Source organism: Cloacibacterium normanense, from assembly GCF_002943105.1.
GTDB lineage: Bacteria > Bacteroidota > Bacteroidia > Flavobacteriales > Weeksellaceae > Cloacibacterium.
The window spans coordinates 1-19586 of sequence record NZ_PTPZ01000002.1 but is presented as its reverse complement, the minus strand read 5'-3'; the positions used below and the strand labels follow the sequence as shown (position 1 = coordinate 19586).

General features: G+C 32.4%; 19 protein-coding genes. 11 read left to right on the top strand and 8 right to left on the bottom strand.

The window, feature by feature from the left end:
• Positions 1–18: 18 nt before the first annotated feature.
• From C3729_RS03070 to C3729_RS03035, 8 genes are all read right to left on the bottom strand, one after another.
• The gene (locus C3729_RS03070) at positions 19–849 is read right to left on the bottom strand and encodes a hypothetical protein (protein ID WP_104792820.1); all 831 of its coding nucleotides are present in this window, start codon (positions 847–849) and stop codon (positions 19–21) included.
• Between the two features lie 76 nt (positions 850–925).
• Positions 926–1549 (bottom strand): lipoprotein signal peptidase, encoded by a 624-nt coding sequence (locus tag C3729_RS03065; protein ID WP_069800243.1) that lies wholly within the window; start codon positions 1547–1549, stop codon positions 926–928.
• Complete coding sequence (locus C3729_RS03060) at positions 1549–1749, bottom strand: DUF2683 family protein (RefSeq protein ID WP_104792819.1); 201 nt, start codon at positions 1747–1749, stop codon at positions 1549–1551. Before C3729_RS03060 ends, C3729_RS03065 begins: the two co-directional genes overlap by 1 nt.
• A gap of 123 nt (positions 1750–1872) precedes the next feature.
• Positions 1873–2115 (bottom strand): DUF6576 domain-containing protein, encoded by a 243-nt coding sequence (locus C3729_RS03055; RefSeq protein ID WP_104792818.1) that lies wholly within the window; start codon positions 2113–2115, stop codon positions 1873–1875.
• Between the two features lie 96 nt (positions 2116–2211).
• Entirely contained in the window at positions 2212–2592 is a 381-nt protein-coding gene (locus tag C3729_RS03050; RefSeq protein WP_069800237.1) for a TraR/DksA family transcriptional regulator, read from the bottom strand.
• 5 nt (positions 2593–2597) lie between these two features.
• Positions 2598–6005 carry an isoleucine--tRNA ligase gene (ileS, locus tag C3729_RS03045; RefSeq protein WP_104792817.1) on the bottom strand — a complete coding sequence of 1136 codons (3408 nt, stop codon included), beginning with the start codon at positions 6003–6005 and terminating at the stop codon, positions 2598–2600.
• A gap of 100 nt (positions 6006–6105) precedes the next feature.
• Positions 6106–6591, bottom strand: a complete 486-nt coding sequence (locus C3729_RS03040; RefSeq protein WP_165785702.1) for a DUF2062 domain-containing protein — start codon at positions 6589–6591, stop codon at positions 6106–6108.
• Between the two features lie 74 nt (positions 6592–6665).
• Entirely contained in the window at positions 6666–7064 is a 399-nt protein-coding gene (locus C3729_RS03035) for a DUF4395 domain-containing protein (protein ID WP_104792815.1), read from the bottom strand.
• A gap of 371 nt (positions 7065–7435) precedes the next feature.
• On the opposite strand from C3729_RS03035, the gene topA reads away from it, so the two are divergent.
• The 11 genes from topA to C3729_RS02980 all read left to right on the top strand — a co-directional run bounded on the left by topA (position 7436) and on the right by C3729_RS02980 (position 19248).
• On the top strand, positions 7436–9976 hold the full coding sequence (gene topA / locus C3729_RS03030) for a type I DNA topoisomerase (RefSeq protein ID WP_104792814.1): 2541 nt from the start codon (positions 7436–7438) through the stop codon (positions 9974–9976).
• A gap of 211 nt (positions 9977–10187) precedes the next feature.
• Positions 10188–11258 (top strand): arginase family protein, encoded by a 1071-nt coding sequence (locus tag C3729_RS03025; protein ID WP_104792813.1) that lies wholly within the window; start codon positions 10188–10190, stop codon positions 11256–11258.
• A gap of 218 nt (positions 11259–11476) precedes the next feature.
• On the top strand, positions 11477–12145 hold the full coding sequence (locus C3729_RS03020) for a DUF6089 family protein (RefSeq protein ID WP_104792812.1): 669 nt from the start codon (positions 11477–11479) through the stop codon (positions 12143–12145).
• Between the two features lie 10 nt (positions 12146–12155).
• Positions 12156–12902 (top strand): isoprenyl transferase, encoded by a 747-nt coding sequence (locus C3729_RS03015; protein WP_104793200.1) that lies wholly within the window; start codon positions 12156–12158, stop codon positions 12900–12902.
• 23 nt (positions 12903–12925) lie between these two features.
• The gene (locus C3729_RS03010; RefSeq protein WP_104792811.1) at positions 12926–15445 is read left to right on the top strand and encodes an outer membrane protein assembly factor; all 2520 of its coding nucleotides are present in this window, start codon (positions 12926–12928) and stop codon (positions 15443–15445) included.
• A gap of 18 nt (positions 15446–15463) precedes the next feature.
• Entirely contained in the window at positions 15464–16033 is a 570-nt protein-coding gene (locus C3729_RS03005; protein ID WP_104792810.1) for an OmpH family outer membrane protein, read from the top strand.
• A gap of 34 nt (positions 16034–16067) precedes the next feature.
• Complete coding sequence (locus C3729_RS03000; RefSeq protein WP_104792809.1) at positions 16068–16568, top strand: OmpH family outer membrane protein; 501 nt, start codon at positions 16068–16070, stop codon at positions 16566–16568.
• Between the two features lie 111 nt (positions 16569–16679).
• Entirely contained in the window at positions 16680–17159 is a 480-nt protein-coding gene (locus C3729_RS02995; protein WP_104793199.1) for an acyl-CoA thioesterase, read from the top strand.
• 1 nt (position 17160) lies between these two features.
• Positions 17161–17715 carry a dTDP-4-dehydrorhamnose 3,5-epimerase gene (gene rfbC / locus C3729_RS02990; RefSeq protein ID WP_104792808.1) on the top strand — a complete coding sequence of 185 codons (555 nt, stop codon included), beginning with the start codon at positions 17161–17163 and terminating at the stop codon, positions 17713–17715.
• Entirely contained in the window at positions 17715–18575 is an 861-nt protein-coding gene (rfbD, locus tag C3729_RS02985) for a dTDP-4-dehydrorhamnose reductase (RefSeq protein ID WP_104792807.1), read from the top strand. Before rfbC ends, rfbD begins: the two co-directional genes overlap by 1 nt.
• A 1-nt stretch (position 18576) precedes the next feature.
• On the top strand, positions 18577–19248 hold the full coding sequence (locus C3729_RS02980; protein WP_104792806.1) for a hypothetical protein: 672 nt from the start codon (positions 18577–18579) through the stop codon (positions 19246–19248).
• Positions 19249–19586: the final 338 nt, after the last annotated feature.

Here is a 19586-nt window from a genome sequence, read left to right as displayed (position 1 = left end):
TAATATATGTTTTTTTTGTTATAATTCTAATATTACTTGACCATTTTTATCATAATTATAAGACCATTCACTTATATTTTCTGATGTAAGCATAGTGTCTTCATTGTAGGTTTTAGTTACAATTTTACGGCAGTTATTTTTTGATAATCCTTGGTAAAAGTATTCATTAAAAATTGTGAGCCTTTTAAAAGGATTCTTTGCATTGTCATAGTTGCTAAATATTTTCTCTGTACTATTTTTTGTAGGGATGTCATTTTTAAGAACAGTTTTTATTGAACTAACAAGGTTGCTATTACTGTAAGTGAAAATTTCTTTATAACTCAAGATGAAATCTGTAGGATCATTTGGATCATAAGGATAATTGGGAAACTTTGTTTCAATTTCAATTAATTGCCCTTCTTTATTGTACTTATAATAATAGTATTCGTCAAAAATAGGGCTTGATTTAAATAATTTATTTGATTCTATAACTCTTCCAATATTGTCAGTTTTATATTCTTTTACATCTGGAGATACATATATATTTGTATCATCACTTTTTTTAGTGACAATAATTTTATTAGGAAGATAATTTATATCTGTAATAACTGCATTTGAAAAAATACCTAAAGCTCCAGATGTAGTAGGAGCAGAAATTTGCCCTCCTTTTCTTTTTATTACTCTGCCTTGATTATCATAAATAAAATAGTAATTGAGGTCAGAATTTGGCATAATAAAATCATACCTTAAATAAGGCAATAATATGCCGATTTTTTCTGGTTTTAAGTCCTCTTCAATTGTGATAAATTCATTATCTCTAGAACAAGATATATATGATAATAAAATAAAAAAATATAAATAAAACTTCATGATTTATTAATTTTATACAAAAATATAAAAAACTCCAAGAAATTTCTTGAAGTTTATATAGTAAAAAAATTAATCTTTACAGTTCAAATCCATTAGGAAAAGCTTTCCTTTTGAAAATAAGTAAGAAAATGGCACCGATGGTGATAGCAGAATCAGCTACATTAAAGATATAACTGAAAAACTCGAAATGCTTACCAAAAAGATTGAATGAGAACATAGGAAAATGGAACATATCTACTACACAACCTTTCATGAAATGTGAATAGCCTTTCCCGAATTCTGTAAATTGAGAAATCCCGTCATAACCAATCCATCTATCAATCGTTGAGTCATAAACCATTCCAGAATCGAAAATTAATCCGTAGAACATTCCGTCAATCAAGTTTCCGATGGCTCCTGCAAAAATCATAGACATCGGGATTAGTAAATAATTAGAAGCGCCTTCTTTGAGCCATTTTCTAAAAAGGTAAATCATTCCTCCAATTAAGAAAATTCTGATGATCACAAGTGCATATTTGCCAAGTAAACCACCAAATTGCAAACCATAAGCCATTCCAGGGTTTTCTACGAAAGTAAATCTCCACCAATCTTGCCCGAAAACTTCAATGCTTTCATTGAGATTAAAATGAGTTTTTACATAAATTTTAGACAATTGGTCGATTAATAAAACGATAAAAGTAACAAGTACGATTTTTTTCATTATAATCCTGGTTTTGGTTTTTCTTTAAAGTTTTTAGTGGCTTTTACCGCTTTTTTTGCTGAAATTTTCTTTTCTATAAAAGGGTTTGTTTTATTATTTCTGGTGTGAAATTTTTCATATTTAATGCCCATTTCTTTCATTACACTTTTCAGTGCATTGAGTTCCATTTGGTTTTTTAGGTGAACGATAAGTGATTCCATTTTTTTCGAGTATTATGTACTATGTATAATGTACAAAGTATTTTAAATTTCTGTTTTTTGCAAAATTATTTGTTTCTAACTATAAAAGTGTTTTTTATACATTGTACTTTTTACATTGTACAATTATTTCTTAGATAATTCTTCTAATCTTTTTCGGTCTTTTTCGCTTAAATCTGCAATTCCGTTTTTGCCTATTTTACTTAAGAGTTGGTCTATTTCTTTTTCTCTTTCGCGTTTAGCAGCATTATATTTATCGTCTATGGTGTAGTTTTTAGTTTTGTCAGGATTTATTTTTTCTTTGATGTCTTTTCTAAAGAAAAAAATAAAAATGACTGCAATGGCAAGGACTAGAAATAAAAGTTCCATAGTTGATGGTATAAAAATATAAAATGCACAAGGTACAATGAATCTTTTTCAAAACACATTATACATTGCACATTATACGTTGTACAAAGTACAAATTTATCTTTGCATATTTTTCGCTTCAATGCTTAATGTAGCATGAGGAACTGCCATTAATCTTTCTTTTGGGATTAATTTTCCAGTTACTCTACAAACGCCGTAAGTTTTATTTTCAATTCTTATTAAAGCGTGTTTTAGGTCACGAATGAATTTTTCTTGTCTTCCAGCCAAAATAGAATTTTGCTCTTTGCTTAGCGTTTCGGCTCCTTCTTCGAAAGCTTTGAAGGTAGGAGAAGTGTCATCTGTACCATTATTTTGGTCATTGATGAAACTTTCGTTAATAAGGGCTAAATCTTTTTCAGCCTTTGCTATTTTGTCTTGTATGATTTTCTTAAATTCTTGTAACTCAGCGTCACTATATCTTACTCTTTCTTCTGCCATCTTTGTTATATTTTTTCAATATTAACATTAAATTTAACTTCGTCAATTTCGATTTCTTCAAAATTTGCGAGTGAAATTACAAATTCTATTTTATCTGACAATACTTCTGTACAAATATATTGTTCATTGTTAGTAAGTTCTTTTCTAAACGGACAGTTTTCTTCTAAACTGATTGAAATTCTGTCTGTTAGGTCGAAATCTTTGTCTTTTCTTAAATTCTGAACTCTATTGATGAATTCTCTCGCAATTCCTTCAGATTTTAATTCATCTGTAATGGTTAAATCAAGCGCTACGGTTGTTTTTCCTTCGCTAGCAACCGTCCATCCTGGGATATCTTTTGTGGAAATTTCTACATCTTCTAAACCGATTTCGTAACCTGCGATGGTCATTTTTCCTTCTTTTTCAATAGTGGAAATTTGCTCCGAAGTCATATTAGTAATTTCACCAGCAACTGTTTTCATATCTTTTCCTAGTCTTTGACCTAAAGATTTGAAATTAGGCTTAATTTGTTTTACAATCAAGTGAGAAGCTTCTTCTGCATTAATCAATTGCAATTCTTTTACATTCACTTCTTGTTTGATGAGTTCTGAAACCGCTAAAATCTGCTCTTCGGTTTTCTTGTCTAGAACAGGGATCATCACTTTTTGAAGTGGTTGACGAACTTTCACGTTTTCTTTCTTTCTCAAGGAGAATACCATAGAAGTGATGGTTTGAGCTAAATGTGTTTTTTCTACCAAATTTTGGTCGATTAAGCTTTCGTTCACTTTCGGGAAATCTGTTAAGTGAACAGATTCTGCTGCATCTTTTCCTGTAACTGCGTTCAAATCTTGGTACAATTGATCCATAAAGAACGGAGCAATTGGCGCCGAAATTTTAGCAACGGTTTCTAAGCAAGTATATAGAGTTTGGTAAGCAGAGATTTTGTCTTCAGAATAATCTCCTTTCCAGAAACGTCTTCTGCACAATCTTACATACCAGTTACTTAAATTGTCATTCACGAAATTATTAATCGCTCTCGCTACTTTCGTAGGTTCGTAATCTTCATAGAATTCGGTAACATCTTTTACCAAAAGATTCAATTCTGATAAAATCCATCTATCAATTTCAGGACGATTTTCTACTTCTTTTTCTTCGTACTTAAATCCATCAACATTCGCATACAAACTGAAGAAAGAATACGTGTTGTAAAGCGTTCCGAAGAATTTTCTACGAACTTCATCAATTCCTTCTAGGTCGAATTTTAAATTTTCCCAAGGATTGGCGTTAGAAATCATGTACCAACGCGTTGCATCAGGACCGTATTTTTGTAAAGTTTCGAACGGATCAATTGCATTTCCGAGACGTTTAGACATTTTTTGTCCGTTTTTGTCAAGCACTAAACCGTTAGACATTACATTTTTATAAGCAATAGAATCAAAAACCGTAGTTCCAATAGCGTGAAGTGTATAAAACCAACCTCTAGTTTGGTCAACTCCTTCTGCAATAAAATCTGCAGGGAAAGCTTTTCCGCTGTCAATCATTTCCTTGTTTTCAAAAGGATAATGCAATTGTGCGTAAGGCATAGAACCAGAATCAAACCAAACATCAATCAAATCAGATTCACGTTTCATAGGTTTTCCGCTGTCTGAAACCAAAGTGATGGCATCTACAATATTTTTGTGTAAATCTATTTTTGCATAGTTTTCAGCAGACATATTTCCTACTTCAAAATCTTTGAAAGGATTTTCGGTCATAAAACCTGCATCTATAGATTTTTGAATTTCATTTACCAATTCTTCTACAGAACCAATAACTTTTTGCTCTTTCAAATCTTCGCTTCTCCAGATTGGCAAAGGAATTCCCCAATATCTTGAACGAGAAAGATTCCAGTCGTTTACATTTTCTAACCAGTTGGCAAATCTTCCTTCACCTGTAGATTTTGGTTTCCAATTGATGGTTTCATTCAGTTCTACCAAACGATTTCTTACTGAAGTCATTTTTACAAACCAAGAATCCAAAGGATAATACAGCACTGGTTTATCAGTTCTCCAACAATGCGGATAACTGTGAACGTATTTCTCTACTTTGAAAGCTTTGTTTTCGGTTTTTAACAAAATCGCGAGTTCTACATCCCAAGATTTTTCGGGAGCAGTTCCTTCGTAGTAATATTCGTTTTTAATATATTTTCCGCTGAAAATTTCAGGAACGTTTTCGCCTTTTAAAAATCTACCAGTTAAGTCAACCAACGGAACCAAATTATCATTTTCATCTTTTACCAACATTGGCGGTATTCCGTTTTCTTGAGCAACTCTGTTATCATCAGCCCCGAAAGTTGGCGCAATGTGCACAATTCCCGTTCCGTCTTCCGTAGTTACAAAATCCCCGATAATTACTCTAAAAGCTTTTTCGGCGTTTTCCGCGGGTAAAAACCAAGGAATCAATTGTTCGTAAGTTGTTCCTGCTAAATCTTCCCCTGTAAATTCTGCTAAGATTTGGTAAGGAATGGTTTTGCTTTCAGCGGTGTAGTTTGCGAAATCTTCATCTGTTCCTTCTACAAATTTTTTACCGAATTGTTTTTCCAATAACGGACGAGCCAAAATAATATTAATCGGCTCAAAAGTATATTGATTGAAGGTTTTTACCAAAACATATTCTATGTCTCTACCAACTGCAAGAGCCGTGTTAGAAGGCAAAGTCCAAGGAGTTGTTGTCCAAGCAAGAATGCTTAGGTTTGAGATTTGAGATTTGAGATTCGAGATTTTTTCTGATGCTTTTTCAGAAAGATTTTTTACTGAAAATTGAGCTACAACTGTAGTGTCAGAAACGTCTCTGTAAGTTCCAGGTTGATTGAGCTCGTGAGAAGAAAGTCCAGTTCCTGCTTTTGGAGAATACGGTTGAATGGTGTAACCTTTGTACAATAAATCTTTGTTGTACAATTGTTTTAGCAACCACCAAACTGTTTCCATATATTTTGGTTCGTAGGTAATGTAAGGATTGTCTAGATCTACCCAATAACCAATTTTTTCTGTCAAATCATTCCAAACGTCTGTATAACGCATTACTGCATTTCTACACGCTTGGTTGTATTCTTCTACGGTAATTTTTTTACCGATGTCTTCTTTGGTAATTCCGAGTTCTTTTTCTACACCTAGTTCTACAGGTAAACCATGCGTGTCCCAACCAGCTTTACGGAAAACTTGCTTTCCGTTTTGCGTTTGATAACGGCAAAAAATATCCTTTAATGCTCTCGCCATTACGTGGTGAATTCCCGGCATTCCGTTTGCAGAAGGCGGTCCTTCGTAAAAAACGTATTCAGGTTTTCCTTCGCGTGTTTCTACGGATTTTTTAAAGGTTTGATTAGTTTTCCAAAAATTGGCAACGTTTTCTGCTACAGCATTTAGGTTAAGTTGCTTGTATTCTGTGAACTTCTTCATTATATCTCGGTTTCTACTGTTAAAATTTAAGTGTGCGAATATAATGAATTTTCGTGGATTTTTTATTAATTTTTGGTTAAAAATATTGGTTTTAAGTGAGTTAAGACGTACTTTCTTTTCGGAAAAGATTCAATAAATAGAAAAATGTAAAACCAAAACTAATCGCTAACAAAGTGGCGAAAATAAAACTTCCCACTACATATTGTAACAGGTTGTGTTTTACCATTTCTAAATTCAATTCTTGATGAGAAAAATCGGTTTTCCCTTCCACGAAAAACGAACCAAAATACATAGAAATCCCTATAATAAAGGGAATGAAAGGCGCTAAACTGATTTGAGAAAATACAAATGTAAGAAACTTATTCAGCTTAAAAACTGTTGCCAACGAAAGCGCTAAAACAGTATGAAATCCCCAAAAAGGAGAAACTCCAATAAAAATTCCTAAGGCGATAGAAAGTGCTTTACTTTTGTTGTCTCCATCACTTTCTAAGATATTTTCTTTGAAAAGTCTTTTAATACCTTTCCTACGAAAATATCGATAGAATACTTTCTGACTTTTAATGGAATTTTGAATGAAGTTTTTCAATAAAATAAGATTTGTATTCTACAAAAATAGTAGAATTTAGTGCAGTTGTACCTTTTGAAAATGTTAAATAAATGCTATTTATTTTTGATGTGATAATAAGCATTGTAGACATAACATCCTACGCAGAAATTGAAAAACGCTTCCAGACCTGCGCAAATCAGCAAAATTCCGCTTACAATAAGACTGTTGATTTCGAGAAGATTAAAAACCAATAATGTCAATGAAAAAATAAATCCGACTTGTGCAGCAAATTGTTTCGGAGGAAAATAAATGGGTTTTTGTTCTAAATTAAAAATCGAAACTATTTTTTCTGCTAAGAATCCTAAAATACTCCATTTTCCGTATCCAGAACCTCTGAAAGCGAAATCTATCAATAGAAAAAGAGGAATCCAAATGGAATGAGTTGTGATGTATAAAATGGTTAAGATAAATACTAAAAATGCGGTTATTCTGATTTTGTTTTCTGTGGGCATAAATGAAAATTTTAAAAAATTAAATAAAAAAAAGTCCTCATTTCGAGGACTCAGTGATATATGATAACATGTGTGTTTTTAAAAAAATACATAACCTAATCTGTCCTCTTTTGGTTTTTAAAGGGACAACAGCAATTCATTTTTTGAAGTTTTGTTAAAGTAGATGTTGAGGTTTTCATATTTTAATAATGCAAAAATAAATCATTGTCAGAATTTCATCAAATTAAATGCCAAAAAAAACCAACTTCTTATTATAGAAAAAATGAATGAAACGAAGATAAAATACTTTATTTGAAGAAAAGATAGTCGTAAGAAAATTGCTAAAAACGATTGTTTAAAAAAAAGTTTCTACTTTTGCAAAAATTTTGTGCATGTCAAAAAATCTAGTAATCGTAGAGTCACCAGCAAAAGCGAAGACCATTCAGAAGTATCTCGGGAAAGATTTCGAAGTGAAATCTAGCTTCGGTCATATCCGAGATTTACCCAAAAAAGGAATGGGAATAGACCTTAAAACCTTCACGCCAGATTACGAAGTTTCTGCGGATAAAAAGAAATTAGTAACTGAACTGAAAGCAGCGGTGAAAAAAGCGGAAATCGTTTGGTTGGCTTCCGATGAAGACCGTGAAGGAGAAGCTATTGCTTGGCATTTAGCACAAGAATTAAAACTCAAAGAAGAAAATACCAAACGTATTGTTTTCCACGAAATTACCAAAAATGCAATCCTGAAAGCGATTGAAAACCCTAGAAAAATTGACCAGAATCTCGTAAATGCTCAACAAGCAAGAAGGGTTCTCGACAGAATTGTAGGTTTTGAAATGTCGCCAGTACTTTGGAAAAAAGTAAAAACAGGACTTTCGGCAGGTAGAGTACAATCTGTTGCAGTAAGATTGGTGGTAGAAAGAGAACAAGAAATTAGAAATTTCAAACCGAGTTCTACTTATAAAGTGGAAGGAACTTTCTTAAATGCCGAAAAGCAAGAAATTGCTGCAAAACTGAAAAAAGATTTTGCTCAAGAAAAAGAAGCAGAAGCATTTTTAGAAAAATCTCAAAATACTGAATTCAAAGTTTTAAATGTAGAAAAAAAGCCAGGAACACGTTCTGCTTCTGCACCTTTTACTACTTCTACATTGCAACAGGAAGCGTCTAATAGATTAGGATACAATGTAACTTCTACCATGAGAATTGCACAGCGTCTCTACGAAGAAGGGTACATTACTTATATGAGAACAGACTCTGTAAATCTATCTCAAGATGCGATTAGCGCTGCTAAAGATTTCATCGAAAAAGAATTTGGGGCAGAATATTCTTCGCCTAGAAATTATACTACAAAATCTGCATCTGCTCAAGAAGCGCACGAAGCGATTCGTCCGACTGATTTTGGAGTGAAAACCATTGGTGATGCGCAACTCAATAAATTATATCAACTCATTTATAAGAGAACTTTAGCTTCTCAGATGGCAAATGCAAAAATTGAAAAAACTGTAATTGAAATCGGGAATTCTGCTTTGCCAAGTCATTTCGAAGCACAAGGTGAAGTAATTGTTTTCGATGGTTTCCTAAAAGTCTATGGAATTTCGAAAACTGAAGAAGATGATGAGGAAAACAACGAAAAACTATTGCCAAAAGTAAATGTAGGCGAAGTTTTAAGCTATAAGAAAATTACAGCCACCGAAAAATATACCAAACCTGCTGCAAGATATACGGAAGCTGCTTTGGTAAGGAAATTAGAAGAATTAGGAATTGGAAGACCTTCTACTTACGCACCAACAATTCAAACGATTCAGAATAGGGGATATGTTGACAAACGCGAAATTCTTCCGCAAGAAAGAGAAATCGTGAAACTTTCTTTGGGAAAATCTGGACTGAAAAAAGAAGTTTTGACGGAGAAATTTGGTGGAGATAAAAATAAATTCGTTCCTACAGATATTGGCGAAGTGGTGAATGAATTCTTAATCAATAATTTCAATGAAATTTTAGATTATGGTTTTACTGCAAAAGTAGAACAAGATTTTGATGATATTGCCAATGGTTCAGAAAAATGGAAAGAAACACTGAAACATTTCTATGATAATTTCCACCCGAAAATTGAAGATGTAGAAGAACATGCAGACAGAGCTACTGGCGAAAGATTATTAGGTGTAGATCCTAAATCTGGCAAAAATGTTTACGCTAGAATGGGAAGATATGGTGCGATGATTCAAATTGGGGAAAATGATGATGAAGAGAAACCGACTTATGCTTCACTTTTGCCAACGCAAAATATCAATACCATCAGTTTTGAAGAAGCGCTAGAATTATTTAAAATTCCTTTTGATTTAAATGAATTCCAAGGAAAACCAGTTTCTGTTGGCGTAGGAAGATTCGGGCCTTATGTAAAATGGGGAGATGCTTTTATTTCTATTGGAAGAGGAACAGATCCTTTTTCGGTAACTCAAGAGGTTGCAGAAAATTTTATCAAAGAAAAAATAGAAGCAGATGCGCCAATTGCCACTTATAAAGGTGAACCTGTGACGAAAGGAACAGGAAGATTTGGACCATTTGTAAAATACAAAGATTTATATGTAAATGTTCCTAAGAAATATGATTTTGATAATCTTACTCAAGGAGATATTGAAGAACTCATTTCTGCCAAATTAGAGAAAGAAGCAAATCGTTATATTCAGCAATGGGAAAAAGAAAAAATTTCTATTGAAAACGGAAGATGGGGTCCTTTTATTAAATTCGGAAAAGGAATGTTCAAAATCCCTAAAAAAGAAGACGGAAGTAAATTTGAAGCAGAAGAATTGCAAGCCGTTTCTTTGGATGAAGTAAAAAAATGGATTACCGACCAAGATAAAACAGCTTTTGCTGAAAAGAAAAAACCTGCGGCAAAGAAAACAGCTGCTAAAAAACCTGCAACGAAGAAGAAATAATTTGTTTCACGCAATGTCGCAAAGGTTTTTCGCAATGAGCACAAAGATTTTTATAAAATATTATCAATAGGAGCGGACTTTAGTCCGCTTTTTTTGTGGAGAAACTATTTGGCTTTAGCCAAAACTTAAATTTTTAGGTGAAGAACTTATTTTGTAAGTTTGTAGGAAAGGTTTTTAAATAAACTGATTTTAAAATTTGACACAAAAACCAATGAACATAGAAGACATTATCATTTCACCAAAAAAAATAGAAACTCAACCTTGGCAATTAGGAAGTGTGATTACGAATGAAATTCCAGAAAACGGGATTTTGTTGGTTTTTTGTAGCGATTACAGAGGCGGAAAAGGAAATGCTGTTGCCAAAAATTTTGATACAGTAAGAGAAGAGTTTTACAAACTTTCGAAGTTTGATTTTGAAATCCCTATTTGTGATTTGGGAGATCTTATTTCTGGGAAATCACTTCAAGACACGCACTATATTTTGCAGGAAATTCTTTCTTCTTGTTTGTACAAAAATACAGTTCCTATTGTTGTAGGTGGTGGAAATGATTTGTCTATTGCGATGATTCATGCTCTTAATTTTCATCAAAAAAACATCAGATATACTCAGATTAATAATAAAATTGACCTTTCCAATGAAGGCGATGAAATTTCAGAACAAAACTTTTTACAGAAAATTTTCAATTCTAAATTATTGAGCCTTAAAGATTATCATCATCTTGGCTATCAGAAGCATTTGAACGAAATAGATGCGGTGAAATTGATGAAAAGTGTAGAGTTTGATGTGATAAGATTAGCCGAAATGATGGGAAATACCGACCGAATTGAACCGTTTTTCCGAAGAGCAGATTTGGTAACGCTCAATTGTGATGCGGTGGAAAGTTTTGCAGAACCTTTTTCGGTAAATCCTCAAATTAATGGCTTGAACAGAAGAGAAATTTGTGCGGTGATGAAAGAAATTGGTTTAGGTGAAAATCTGAAAATGGCAGGAATTTTTAATTTCAATGTAGATGCAGAAAATATCTTGAATCATCAATTGTTGGCACAAATGCTTTGGTATTTGTTGGAAGGAATAGATATTCAAAAAACGCATCCGAAAGAACGTCATTACGATACTTTTTGGGTGTTGATAGATGATCAGGAATTTGCTTTCAAAAGAGACAGTTTCACGGGATTGTGGTATTTCGGAAGTGATGAAAATATTCAAAAATGTGTTCCTTGTTCACAATATGAGTATGATTTGGCAAAGAATGGAGTTTTGAGTGAAAGATTGATGAAATAGCTTTTTTGAAAGAATAAAAAAAACTGTATTGTTAAACAGAGTTTTCAAGAGGATAAACAATATTTAAAACGTATTTCGGTTTAAATGAAAAATATTTAAATAAAATTTATATTTTAAGTGGTGATATTTAACTAAACATTAAGATAATTCTTAATATAAAAATATGTTATATTTGCAGATTATAATACCGCTGAAGTTGTACAATAGCAAACAGCACCATGAAGAGAAAAACATTAGTAATCATTATTCTATTCTTTTTTAGTTTTTTAGCGTATGCTCAAAGACATGAGATAGGTATACAGTTAGGAACAAGTAATCTCACTGGAGATATTGGCAAGACCAAATATATTAATCCATTACCAGATGGAAATAGCTTTACAAAGGATAAACTTCCTTTTTATGGTGCTATTATGTATAGAATGAATTTTAACCCTTATCAATCTGTAAGATTTAGATTAGCCTATAATCGTATTTCTTTTGATGATAGATATGCTCAAGAATTATACAGATTAAGTAGAAAAGCTAAAGGTTCTAATTCTGTTTATGAAGCTTCAGCCATTTTTGATTATAATTTTTTTCCTGTTAATGAAGAACAAAAAAGTATGATTAGCCCTTATATTTTCGGAGGAATTTCTGGCTTAATGTTTAACACGACTTTAGAAGGAAATAAATTTGGTTTTGCCATTCCTTTTGGAGCAGGTCTTAAATATAAATTTAACTATAATTGGGCATTGTTCGGAGAATTTATGTTCCGCGCTACCAATAGTGACACACTAGATTATAGTGATGAATACAATTTAGGAAATTTAAATTCTAAAGATTGGATGAATTCTCTTTCTCTGGGGCTTTCTTATTCTTTCGGAAGGCCACCATGTTATTGTCAATAAGTAAATAATGATGCAGGATATATTAGAAAAAATAGATAAAGATAGTCTTCCAAAACATGTCGCAATAATCATGGATGGAAATGGAAGATGGGCGAAATCTAGAGGAGAAGAAAGAACCTTTGGCCATAAAAGTGGCGTTACTTCTGTAAGAAATGCAATTTCTGCATGTGATAAGGTAGGAATAGAGTATCTTACGCTATACACTTTTTCTACTGAAAATTGGAATCGCCCATCTGATGAAGTAAACACTTTAATGAGTTTGCTTTCTGAAACTTTACTAGAAGAAGCCGAAGAACTTTTCTCTAAAGGAATTAGATTACATGTGATTGGAGAAATAGAAAAACTGCCTTACTTGGTAAAAGAACAATTGCTCAATGTAGTAGATCTTACTAAAAATAATACTAAAAGTAATTTGGTTTTAGCATTAAGCTATGGTTCGCAAAGAGAAATTCTAAACGCAGTAAAAGAAATTGCCCAAGAAGTAAAAGAAGGAAAAATTTCTACAGAAGATATAGACGAAACACTATTCGAAAATCATCTTTATACTAAAGATTTACCTCCAGTAGATTTATTAATCAGAACCAGCGGAGAAGTGAGAATCAGTAATTTCTTACTTTGGCAAATTGCCTACGCAGAATTACAATTTTTAGATATATTTTGGCCAGATTTTCAAGAAGAACATCTTTACCAATGCGTCATAAACTACCAAAACAAAGAAAGAAGGTTTGGTAAAACCAGTGAACAAATCACTAATTAATTTTTTATAGAATATTATAAACAATGAGATATATTTTAATCCCAATTTTATTATTTTTTGTGTCTGTAGACCTTTCGGCGCAGGTAACTCCTAACCAAGAAACTGCCGCTGCTCAAAATCAGCCTTCTTCTTATATCTTAAAAGACATTGTAGTAGATGGTGTAAAAAAATACACTCCTGCTCAAATTTTGAGATTTACAGGACTCAGCAAAGGAGAAGTAGTAGATATTCCTGGGCAAAAAATCAGCAGCGCTGTTAAAAAACTTTGGGAAACAGAATCATTCTCAGAAGTAGAAGTATATGTAGAAGATGTAGAAGGACAGAGCGTAATTCTTAAATTCTACTTACAAGACCTTATGGAATTAGGCGAAGTGAAATTCGTAGGAAAAGGAGTAGGAAAATCTAAAAATGAAAAACTCATTAAAGATAATAATCTAAAACCTGGAACTAAAATTACCAATGACTTAATTTCGTCACTTAAAAATAAAATTCCTCAAGAATATGTGAAGAAAGGTTTCGCGGATGCTAAAATCACTATTCAAGATAAAATTAATGCAAATGACCCTAACCTTGTAGACTGGACTATAGAAGTGGCTAAAGGAAAAAGAGTTAAAATTGCAAAAATAGAATTTGATGGAAATGACCAAGTTTCTGATGCGAAACTTAGAAAAAAAGGTTTCAAAGAAACAAAACAGAAAAGATTTGGTATCAAAGGAATTCTAAAACCATCAAAATTCATAAAAGATAAGTACGAAGAAGACAAGATAAATCTTATCAGCTATTATAACTCTTTAGGATTCAGAGATGCTAGAATTGTTTCTGACTCTGTTTGGAGAAATGATAAAGGATTTAATATCAATGTAAAACTAAACGAAGGAAAGAAATATTACATTGGTGATGTCAATTTCATCGGAAATACTTCTTATTCTACAGAAGTTTTACAAAAATTATTGGGTTACAGAAAAGGAGAAATCTATGATGCGGTAGGTTTTAACAAAAAAGTAGGTGAAGATGGTGGCAAAGAAGATGATACAGATATCAAATCACTCTATTTAAATAATGGATATTTATTCTCTACTGTTGTTCCCGTAGAAAAAGCAGTAAGAGGAGATTCTATCGATATAGAAATTAGAATTAAAGAAGGAGAAAAAGCAACTTGGAATAGAGTAACTTGGTCTGGTAACACGACTACTCATGACCATGTAATTCTTCGTTCACTAAGAACAAAACCAGGGAATTTATTTTCTAAATTAGATATCAAAAGAACTTATTTTGATTTAGCAGGGATGCAATTCTTTGACCCACAACAAATTGGTCAAGATATCCAACCGAATCAACAAGATAATACGGTAGATGTTCATTGGACTTTAGTAGAAAAAGGTTCATCACAGGTTCAGTTACAAGCTGGTTACGGTGGTAACTCATTTATCGGAACTTTAGGGTTAACTTTCAATAACTTTTCACTAAGAAATTTCTTGAAATTTAAAGATTTCAAACCAATTCCACAGGGAGATGGACAAATGCTTTCTGTACAAGCGCAAGCTGGTCAATATTTTAAAAACTACAGTTTATCATTTACAGAACCTTGGTTATTTGGGAACAGACCTACAGCTCTATCAGTAAGCCTTAACCAATCTATGGTTAATTATAAAGATTATACGGGTTCTAGTCAAAAATTAAATATCTTCTCTGCAAGTGCAGGTTTGAATAGACTTTTAAATTGGCCAGATAACTATTTTTCTCTATATACAGGGATTTCATTCCAGAGTTATAATTTCAAGAATTATCCATTCCAGTTTGGTTCTACTACTGTGAGCAATGGTAATGCAAACAACTTCAGTTTCAATGTTGGATTAAGTAGAAATTCTGCAGGGTATGACCCAATTTTCCCAACTACAGGTTCTAATATTGAAGCTACAATTAAATTTACGCCGCCTTATTCATTGTTCCAAAATAAAGATTATTCATCTATGACTCCACAAGAGAAATACAGATGGATGGAATTCTATAAAATTAAGTTTAAAGCAGATGCTTATAACGAAGTAATTGGCAAGTTAGTTCTAAGAAGTACCGCAGAAATGGGATTCTTAGACGGATACAATAAAGATTTAGGAGCTCCACCTTTCGAAAGATTCTATGTAGGAGGTACAGGTTTATTTGGTGGTAGATTTGATGGTAGAGAATTGGTTCCGTTAAGAGGTTACGAAAATGCTTCTACAGAAGGTGGTTCATCTACAGATATTACACCAATTGGTGGTGGAACAATTTACAGCAGATATGCAGCAGAATTAAGATATCCTATTTCTATGAACCAAACTGCAAAGATTTTTGCATTAACTTTTGCTGAAGCAGGAAACACTTGGAACAATTATTCTGCATTTAATCCGTTTCAGTTAAAAAGATCTGTAGGAGTGGGGATTAGAGTTTACATGGGTGCATTCGGTTTAATAGGATTTGATTTCGCTTATGGATTTGATAAAACTATTGGCGGCTCAGAACCTTCAGGATGGCAGACTCACTTCTTGATGAACCAGTCATTATAACACACAATCATCATTAATATGAAAAATTTAAAAGTTTTTTTAATATTTTTAATTTTTTTAACTGCTAATTCTGTTACATTTGCACAAAAAATAGGAGTGGTAGATACCAATTATATATTGAGTAAAATGCCACAGTACACAGAAGCACAAGCGAGACTAGAAGAACAAATCAAAGCTTGGGAAACAGAATTGCAAACCCTACAAGCAGAATATGATGCAAAAAAAGCAGCTTTTGAAAACGAAAAAGTGCTTTTAGTAGGAGAGCAATTAAAACAAAGAGAGGCAGAAGTAAAAAACCTCGACAAAAAAATTAAAAAATTTATTGCTGAAAAATTCAGCGGAGAAGGAGAAATTAATAAATTTAGAGCCAATTTAGCAAAACCATTTCAAGACCAAATTTGGAATGCCATCAAAACAGTTACTGAAAAAAATAGTTTGGGCATAGTTCTTGATAAAAGTAGTAATATGAGTGTTATTTTTCTTGATAAAAGATATGATTACACCGACAAAGTTTTAGACCAATTACTTAAAGGTCCTTCTAAAGAAGATACCAAAAGTAAAGACGCTAAAGGAAAAAATAAAAAATAGTAAAATAATAAACAATTTAAATTTTTAGAAAAACATGAAAAAATTAAGCGTATTATTTGCAGCAGTGATGATGTTTATGTCGTTCGGAGTTGCAAAGGCTCAGAAGATAGCTACAGTAGATGTGGCAGCTATTCTTAACATGATGCCAGAAAAAATAAAAGCTGACGAACAATTAAAAGCTTTCTCTACTGCAAAACAAGCAGAATTAGAAAAACTAGCGACTGCTTTCCAGGCAGATGTTCAGAAATATCAACAAGAAGGAGCTAAACTAACTGCTCAACAAAGAGAAGCTAAAGAAACTGAATTGGGTAAAACTCAACAAAATCTTCAGCAAATGTCTCAGACTGCTCAAAAAGATTTATTAGAGAGACAAGACGCTGCTTATGCACCAATCGAAAAAAGATTAAACGATGCTATTACCAGAGCTGCTAAAGCAAACGGTTGGGATTTCATCTTTGATTCTGCAACTAATGGATTAATCTACAAAGCTGGTCCAGATGCTACAGCTGCTGTAAAAAAAGAATTAGGAATTTAATTTATATCCTAAATATTATAAAACCACCTTACCATAAGGTGGTTTTTTTATTTATTTTTGTACCATCATTCTTTATAAAAAAATAAAGAACATTAATCTTAAATTATGAAAATGGAAAAAGAAGTTTCGAGTGTTGTAAAAATTAGATTCAGCGATTGTGACCCAATTGGTCATCTTAATAATGTAAAATATTTGGAGTACATGCTCAATGCTAGAGAAGATCATGTAGAAGAATTTTACGGCTTCACTTACGAAGATTATTTCAGAAGAACAGGTTGTACTTGGGTAGCGGTTCAGAATGAAATTGCCTATTTAAAAGAAGTAAAAGCAAATACCAAAGTTGTGATCAGCAGTAAAACCATCGAAATGTCTGACAGAATTTCTAAAGTAGAAATTCTGATGAAAGACGAAAACGAAAAAGAAGTTTTTGCAGTACTTTGGATTACGGTTATTTATTTCAATATGAAAACAAGAAAATCTGAAGCATTGCCACCAGAAACTAAAGAGCTTTTTTCTCAATATTTGGTAGAAATTCCTCATCAAGAGTTCAAAGACAGAGTTCAATATTTCAGAATTTTAAATAAAGGATAAGATGGAGCTAGAAAATACACCTCTTTTAGATTGTTTTATTTTAAAACCGAAAATCTGGAACGATAATCGCGGTTATTTTTTCGAAAATTATAATAAAAATATTTTCCAAAAACTTTCTGGCAAAGAAGTAGATTTTGTTCAAGATAACCTTGCGTTTTCACATTACGGAGCAATCAGAGGTCTACACATGCAGCTTCCACCTTATGCGCAAGCTAAATTAGTTTATTGTGTACAAGGTAGAATTTTAGATGTTGCAGTAGATGTTAGAAAAAATTCTCCCACTTTTGGTCAGTCTTTTGCTGTAGAACTCACCGAAGAAAACAGATGGCAATTATTTGTGCCAAAAGGTTTTTTACATGGATATTCTGTACTTTCAGAAACAGCATTAGTTGGATACAAGTGTGATGATTTTTATAATAAAGAGTCAGAATGCGGCATTCATCCATTAGATAAAACTGTAAATATTGATTGGAGAATTCCAGCAGAGCAACAATTAATTTCCGAAAAAGATTTAAATGCTATTTCTTTTTTAGAACTTCCTGAAATTATTTTATAATGAAAAAAATTTTAGTTACTGGAGCAAACGGACAATTAGGACAATGCCTTCAGAAAATTTCTTCTCAATTTGAAGAATTCGAATTTATTTTTACAGATTCAGAAACACTAGATATTACCAATAAAGAAGAAGTAAATGATTTCTTTTGGCAAAATGCTCCTGATTTTTGTATCAATGCTGCAGCTTACACTGCGGTAGATTTAGCAGAGACAGAGGTAGAAAAAGCTTTTTTGGTCAATGCAGATGGTACAGAAAACTTGGCAGAAGCTTGTTCAGAAAATAATGCTCAGTTTATTCATGTTTCTACAGACTATGTTTTTGATGGCGAAAATAATTTAGCATATACAGAAGAAGATTTTACCAATCCTTTGGGAGTTTATGGCGCATCCAAATTAGCGGGAGACGAGTTGGCTTTGGAAGTAAATCCTTGTTCGGTTATTCTCAGAACGTCATGGGTATATTCAGAATTTGGCAAAAATTTTGTAAAAACCATGTTGAATCTTTTCGCTGCCAAAGAAGAATTAAATATTGTAGCAGACCAATTTGGTCAACCAACCAATGCCAATGATTTAGCCGAAGCGATTATGAAAATCATTAAATCAGGAAAAATCACACCTGGGATTTTTAATTTTTCTAATTTGGGAAGAATTTCTTGGTTTGATTTTGCCGAAAAAATTGCAGAACTTTCAGAAGCTAAGATTAAATTAAACGCAATCGAGACTTCACAATATCCTACACCAGCAAAAAGACCAAAAAATAGCGTTCTAGATTTAGACAAAATTTCTAAAACCTATGCTATCCAATTAAAATCTTGGGAAGAAAGTCTAGAAGGCTGCGTTCAAATATTACAAAATAATTAAAATGAAAAAAATCTTATACATATATATAGTATTATATAGTAGTTTTTGTTTCTCTCAGAATATTTTCCTTACAGAAGCCAAAGAAATTCATGCCAATAGCGATAAATTTCTTTATGCTCTCAAGGAAGAACCCAAAACAGATGCTCAATATTTAGGAAAAATAGAAGTTTCAGGATTTTCTAACGATGATGCTGCTGTTTTTACAGAAATTTACAAAAAAGCAAAATCTATCGGTGGCAATTCCTATTTTATGAAGCCCGCCGAAAATATAGAAGGTAATTCTACCTTTAATCCGCATCACTATATATTATATATATATTATAAGGAAAAGCAAACCATTCCTCAAAAAGAAAATACAGTCTACCTCATTAATCCAGAAAAAGAAACCGAAGTAAGGATTAATAATGAAAAAATAAAACTACCACAGAGAAGTTTTCTTCAGTTAGATTTATTTCAACAAGAGATTACAGATATTTCAGTGGGTAAATTTTTAGGCGCTAGAATAAAACTTCAGGCAAAAAATAACCAGCCCGAACAATATTTTCAGATTTCAGGGAAGAAAATCTCGACCAATTCACCAGTTTCTCCAGGGATAAATTATAAGACAGGAGACATTATTGCCCTCGAAAAATCATTTGCACAGTTTCTTTTAACGATTTATGAGAAAATTTAGGAGCGATTTCCCGCTTTCCACTTCAATCTTTTAGGCAGGTCAAGGTCAGTTTCTAAAAAAGGATTTCCGTTTCAATCGGGGCTAAATGGAACTTGCTAATTGAAGTTCTCTATTTAACATAACATAAAATTAAATTTTTCCTATTAGTTTTCAGTAAGTTGTGATTTATTTCATAAAAAACATGTAAATAAATTTGGGGATTGTGTAAAACTTCGTACTTTTGCCATCCGAAACAACGGGAAGCGCAGGAGCTAATTAAAGAAAAAGATACGAAACGAGAACTTAAAAATATTTAAAAAAATATTTGGAAGTTTAGAAAAAAGAGTTACCTTTGCAGT

Bases quoted from the DNA above. Each gene is read 5' to 3' on its own strand.
- C3729_RS03070 (WP_104792820.1), bottom strand. From the start codon at position 849: ATGAAGTTTTATTTATATTTTTTTATTTTATTATCATATATATCTTGT.
- C3729_RS03065 (WP_069800243.1), bottom strand. From the start codon at position 1,549: ATGAAAAAAATCGTACTTGTTACTTTTATCGTTTTATTAATCGACCAA.
- C3729_RS03060 (WP_104792819.1), bottom strand. From the start codon at position 1,749: ATGGAATCACTTATCGTTCACCTAAAAAACCAAATGGAACTCAATGCA.
- C3729_RS03055 (WP_104792818.1), bottom strand. From the start codon at position 2,115: ATGGAACTTTTATTTCTAGTCCTTGCCATTGCAGTCATTTTTATTTTT.
- C3729_RS03050 (WP_069800237.1), bottom strand. From the start codon at position 2,592: ATGGCAGAAGAAAGAGTAAGATATAGTGACGCTGAGTTACAAGAATTT.
- ileS (WP_104792817.1), bottom strand. From the start codon at position 6,005: ATGAAGAAGTTCACAGAATACAAGCAACTTAACCTAAATGCTGTAGCA.
- C3729_RS03035 (WP_104792815.1), bottom strand. From the start codon at position 7,064: ATGCCCACAGAAAACAAAATCAGAATAACCGCATTTTTAGTATTTATC.
- topA (WP_104792814.1), top strand. From the start codon at position 7,436: ATGTCAAAAAATCTAGTAATCGTAGAGTCACCAGCAAAAGCGAAGACC.
- C3729_RS03025 (WP_104792813.1), top strand. From the start codon at position 10,188: ATGAACATAGAAGACATTATCATTTCACCAAAAAAAATAGAAACTCAA.
- C3729_RS03020 (WP_104792812.1), top strand. From the start codon at position 11,477: ATGAAGAGAAAAACATTAGTAATCATTATTCTATTCTTTTTTAGTTTT.
- C3729_RS03015 (WP_104793200.1), top strand. From the start codon at position 12,156: ATGCAGGATATATTAGAAAAAATAGATAAAGATAGTCTTCCAAAACAT.
- C3729_RS03010 (WP_104792811.1), top strand. From the start codon at position 12,926: ATGAGATATATTTTAATCCCAATTTTATTATTTTTTGTGTCTGTAGAC.
- C3729_RS03005 (WP_104792810.1), top strand. From the start codon at position 15,464: ATGAAAAATTTAAAAGTTTTTTTAATATTTTTAATTTTTTTAACTGCT.
- C3729_RS03000 (WP_104792809.1), top strand. From the start codon at position 16,068: ATGAAAAAATTAAGCGTATTATTTGCAGCAGTGATGATGTTTATGTCG.
- C3729_RS02995 (WP_104793199.1), top strand. From the start codon at position 16,680: ATGGAAAAAGAAGTTTCGAGTGTTGTAAAAATTAGATTCAGCGATTGT.
- rfbC (WP_104792808.1), top strand. From the start codon at position 17,161: ATGGAGCTAGAAAATACACCTCTTTTAGATTGTTTTATTTTAAAACCG.
- rfbD (WP_104792807.1), top strand. From the start codon at position 17,715: ATGAAAAAAATTTTAGTTACTGGAGCAAACGGACAATTAGGACAATGC.
- C3729_RS02980 (WP_104792806.1), top strand. From the start codon at position 18,577: ATGAAAAAAATCTTATACATATATATAGTATTATATAGTAGTTTTTGT.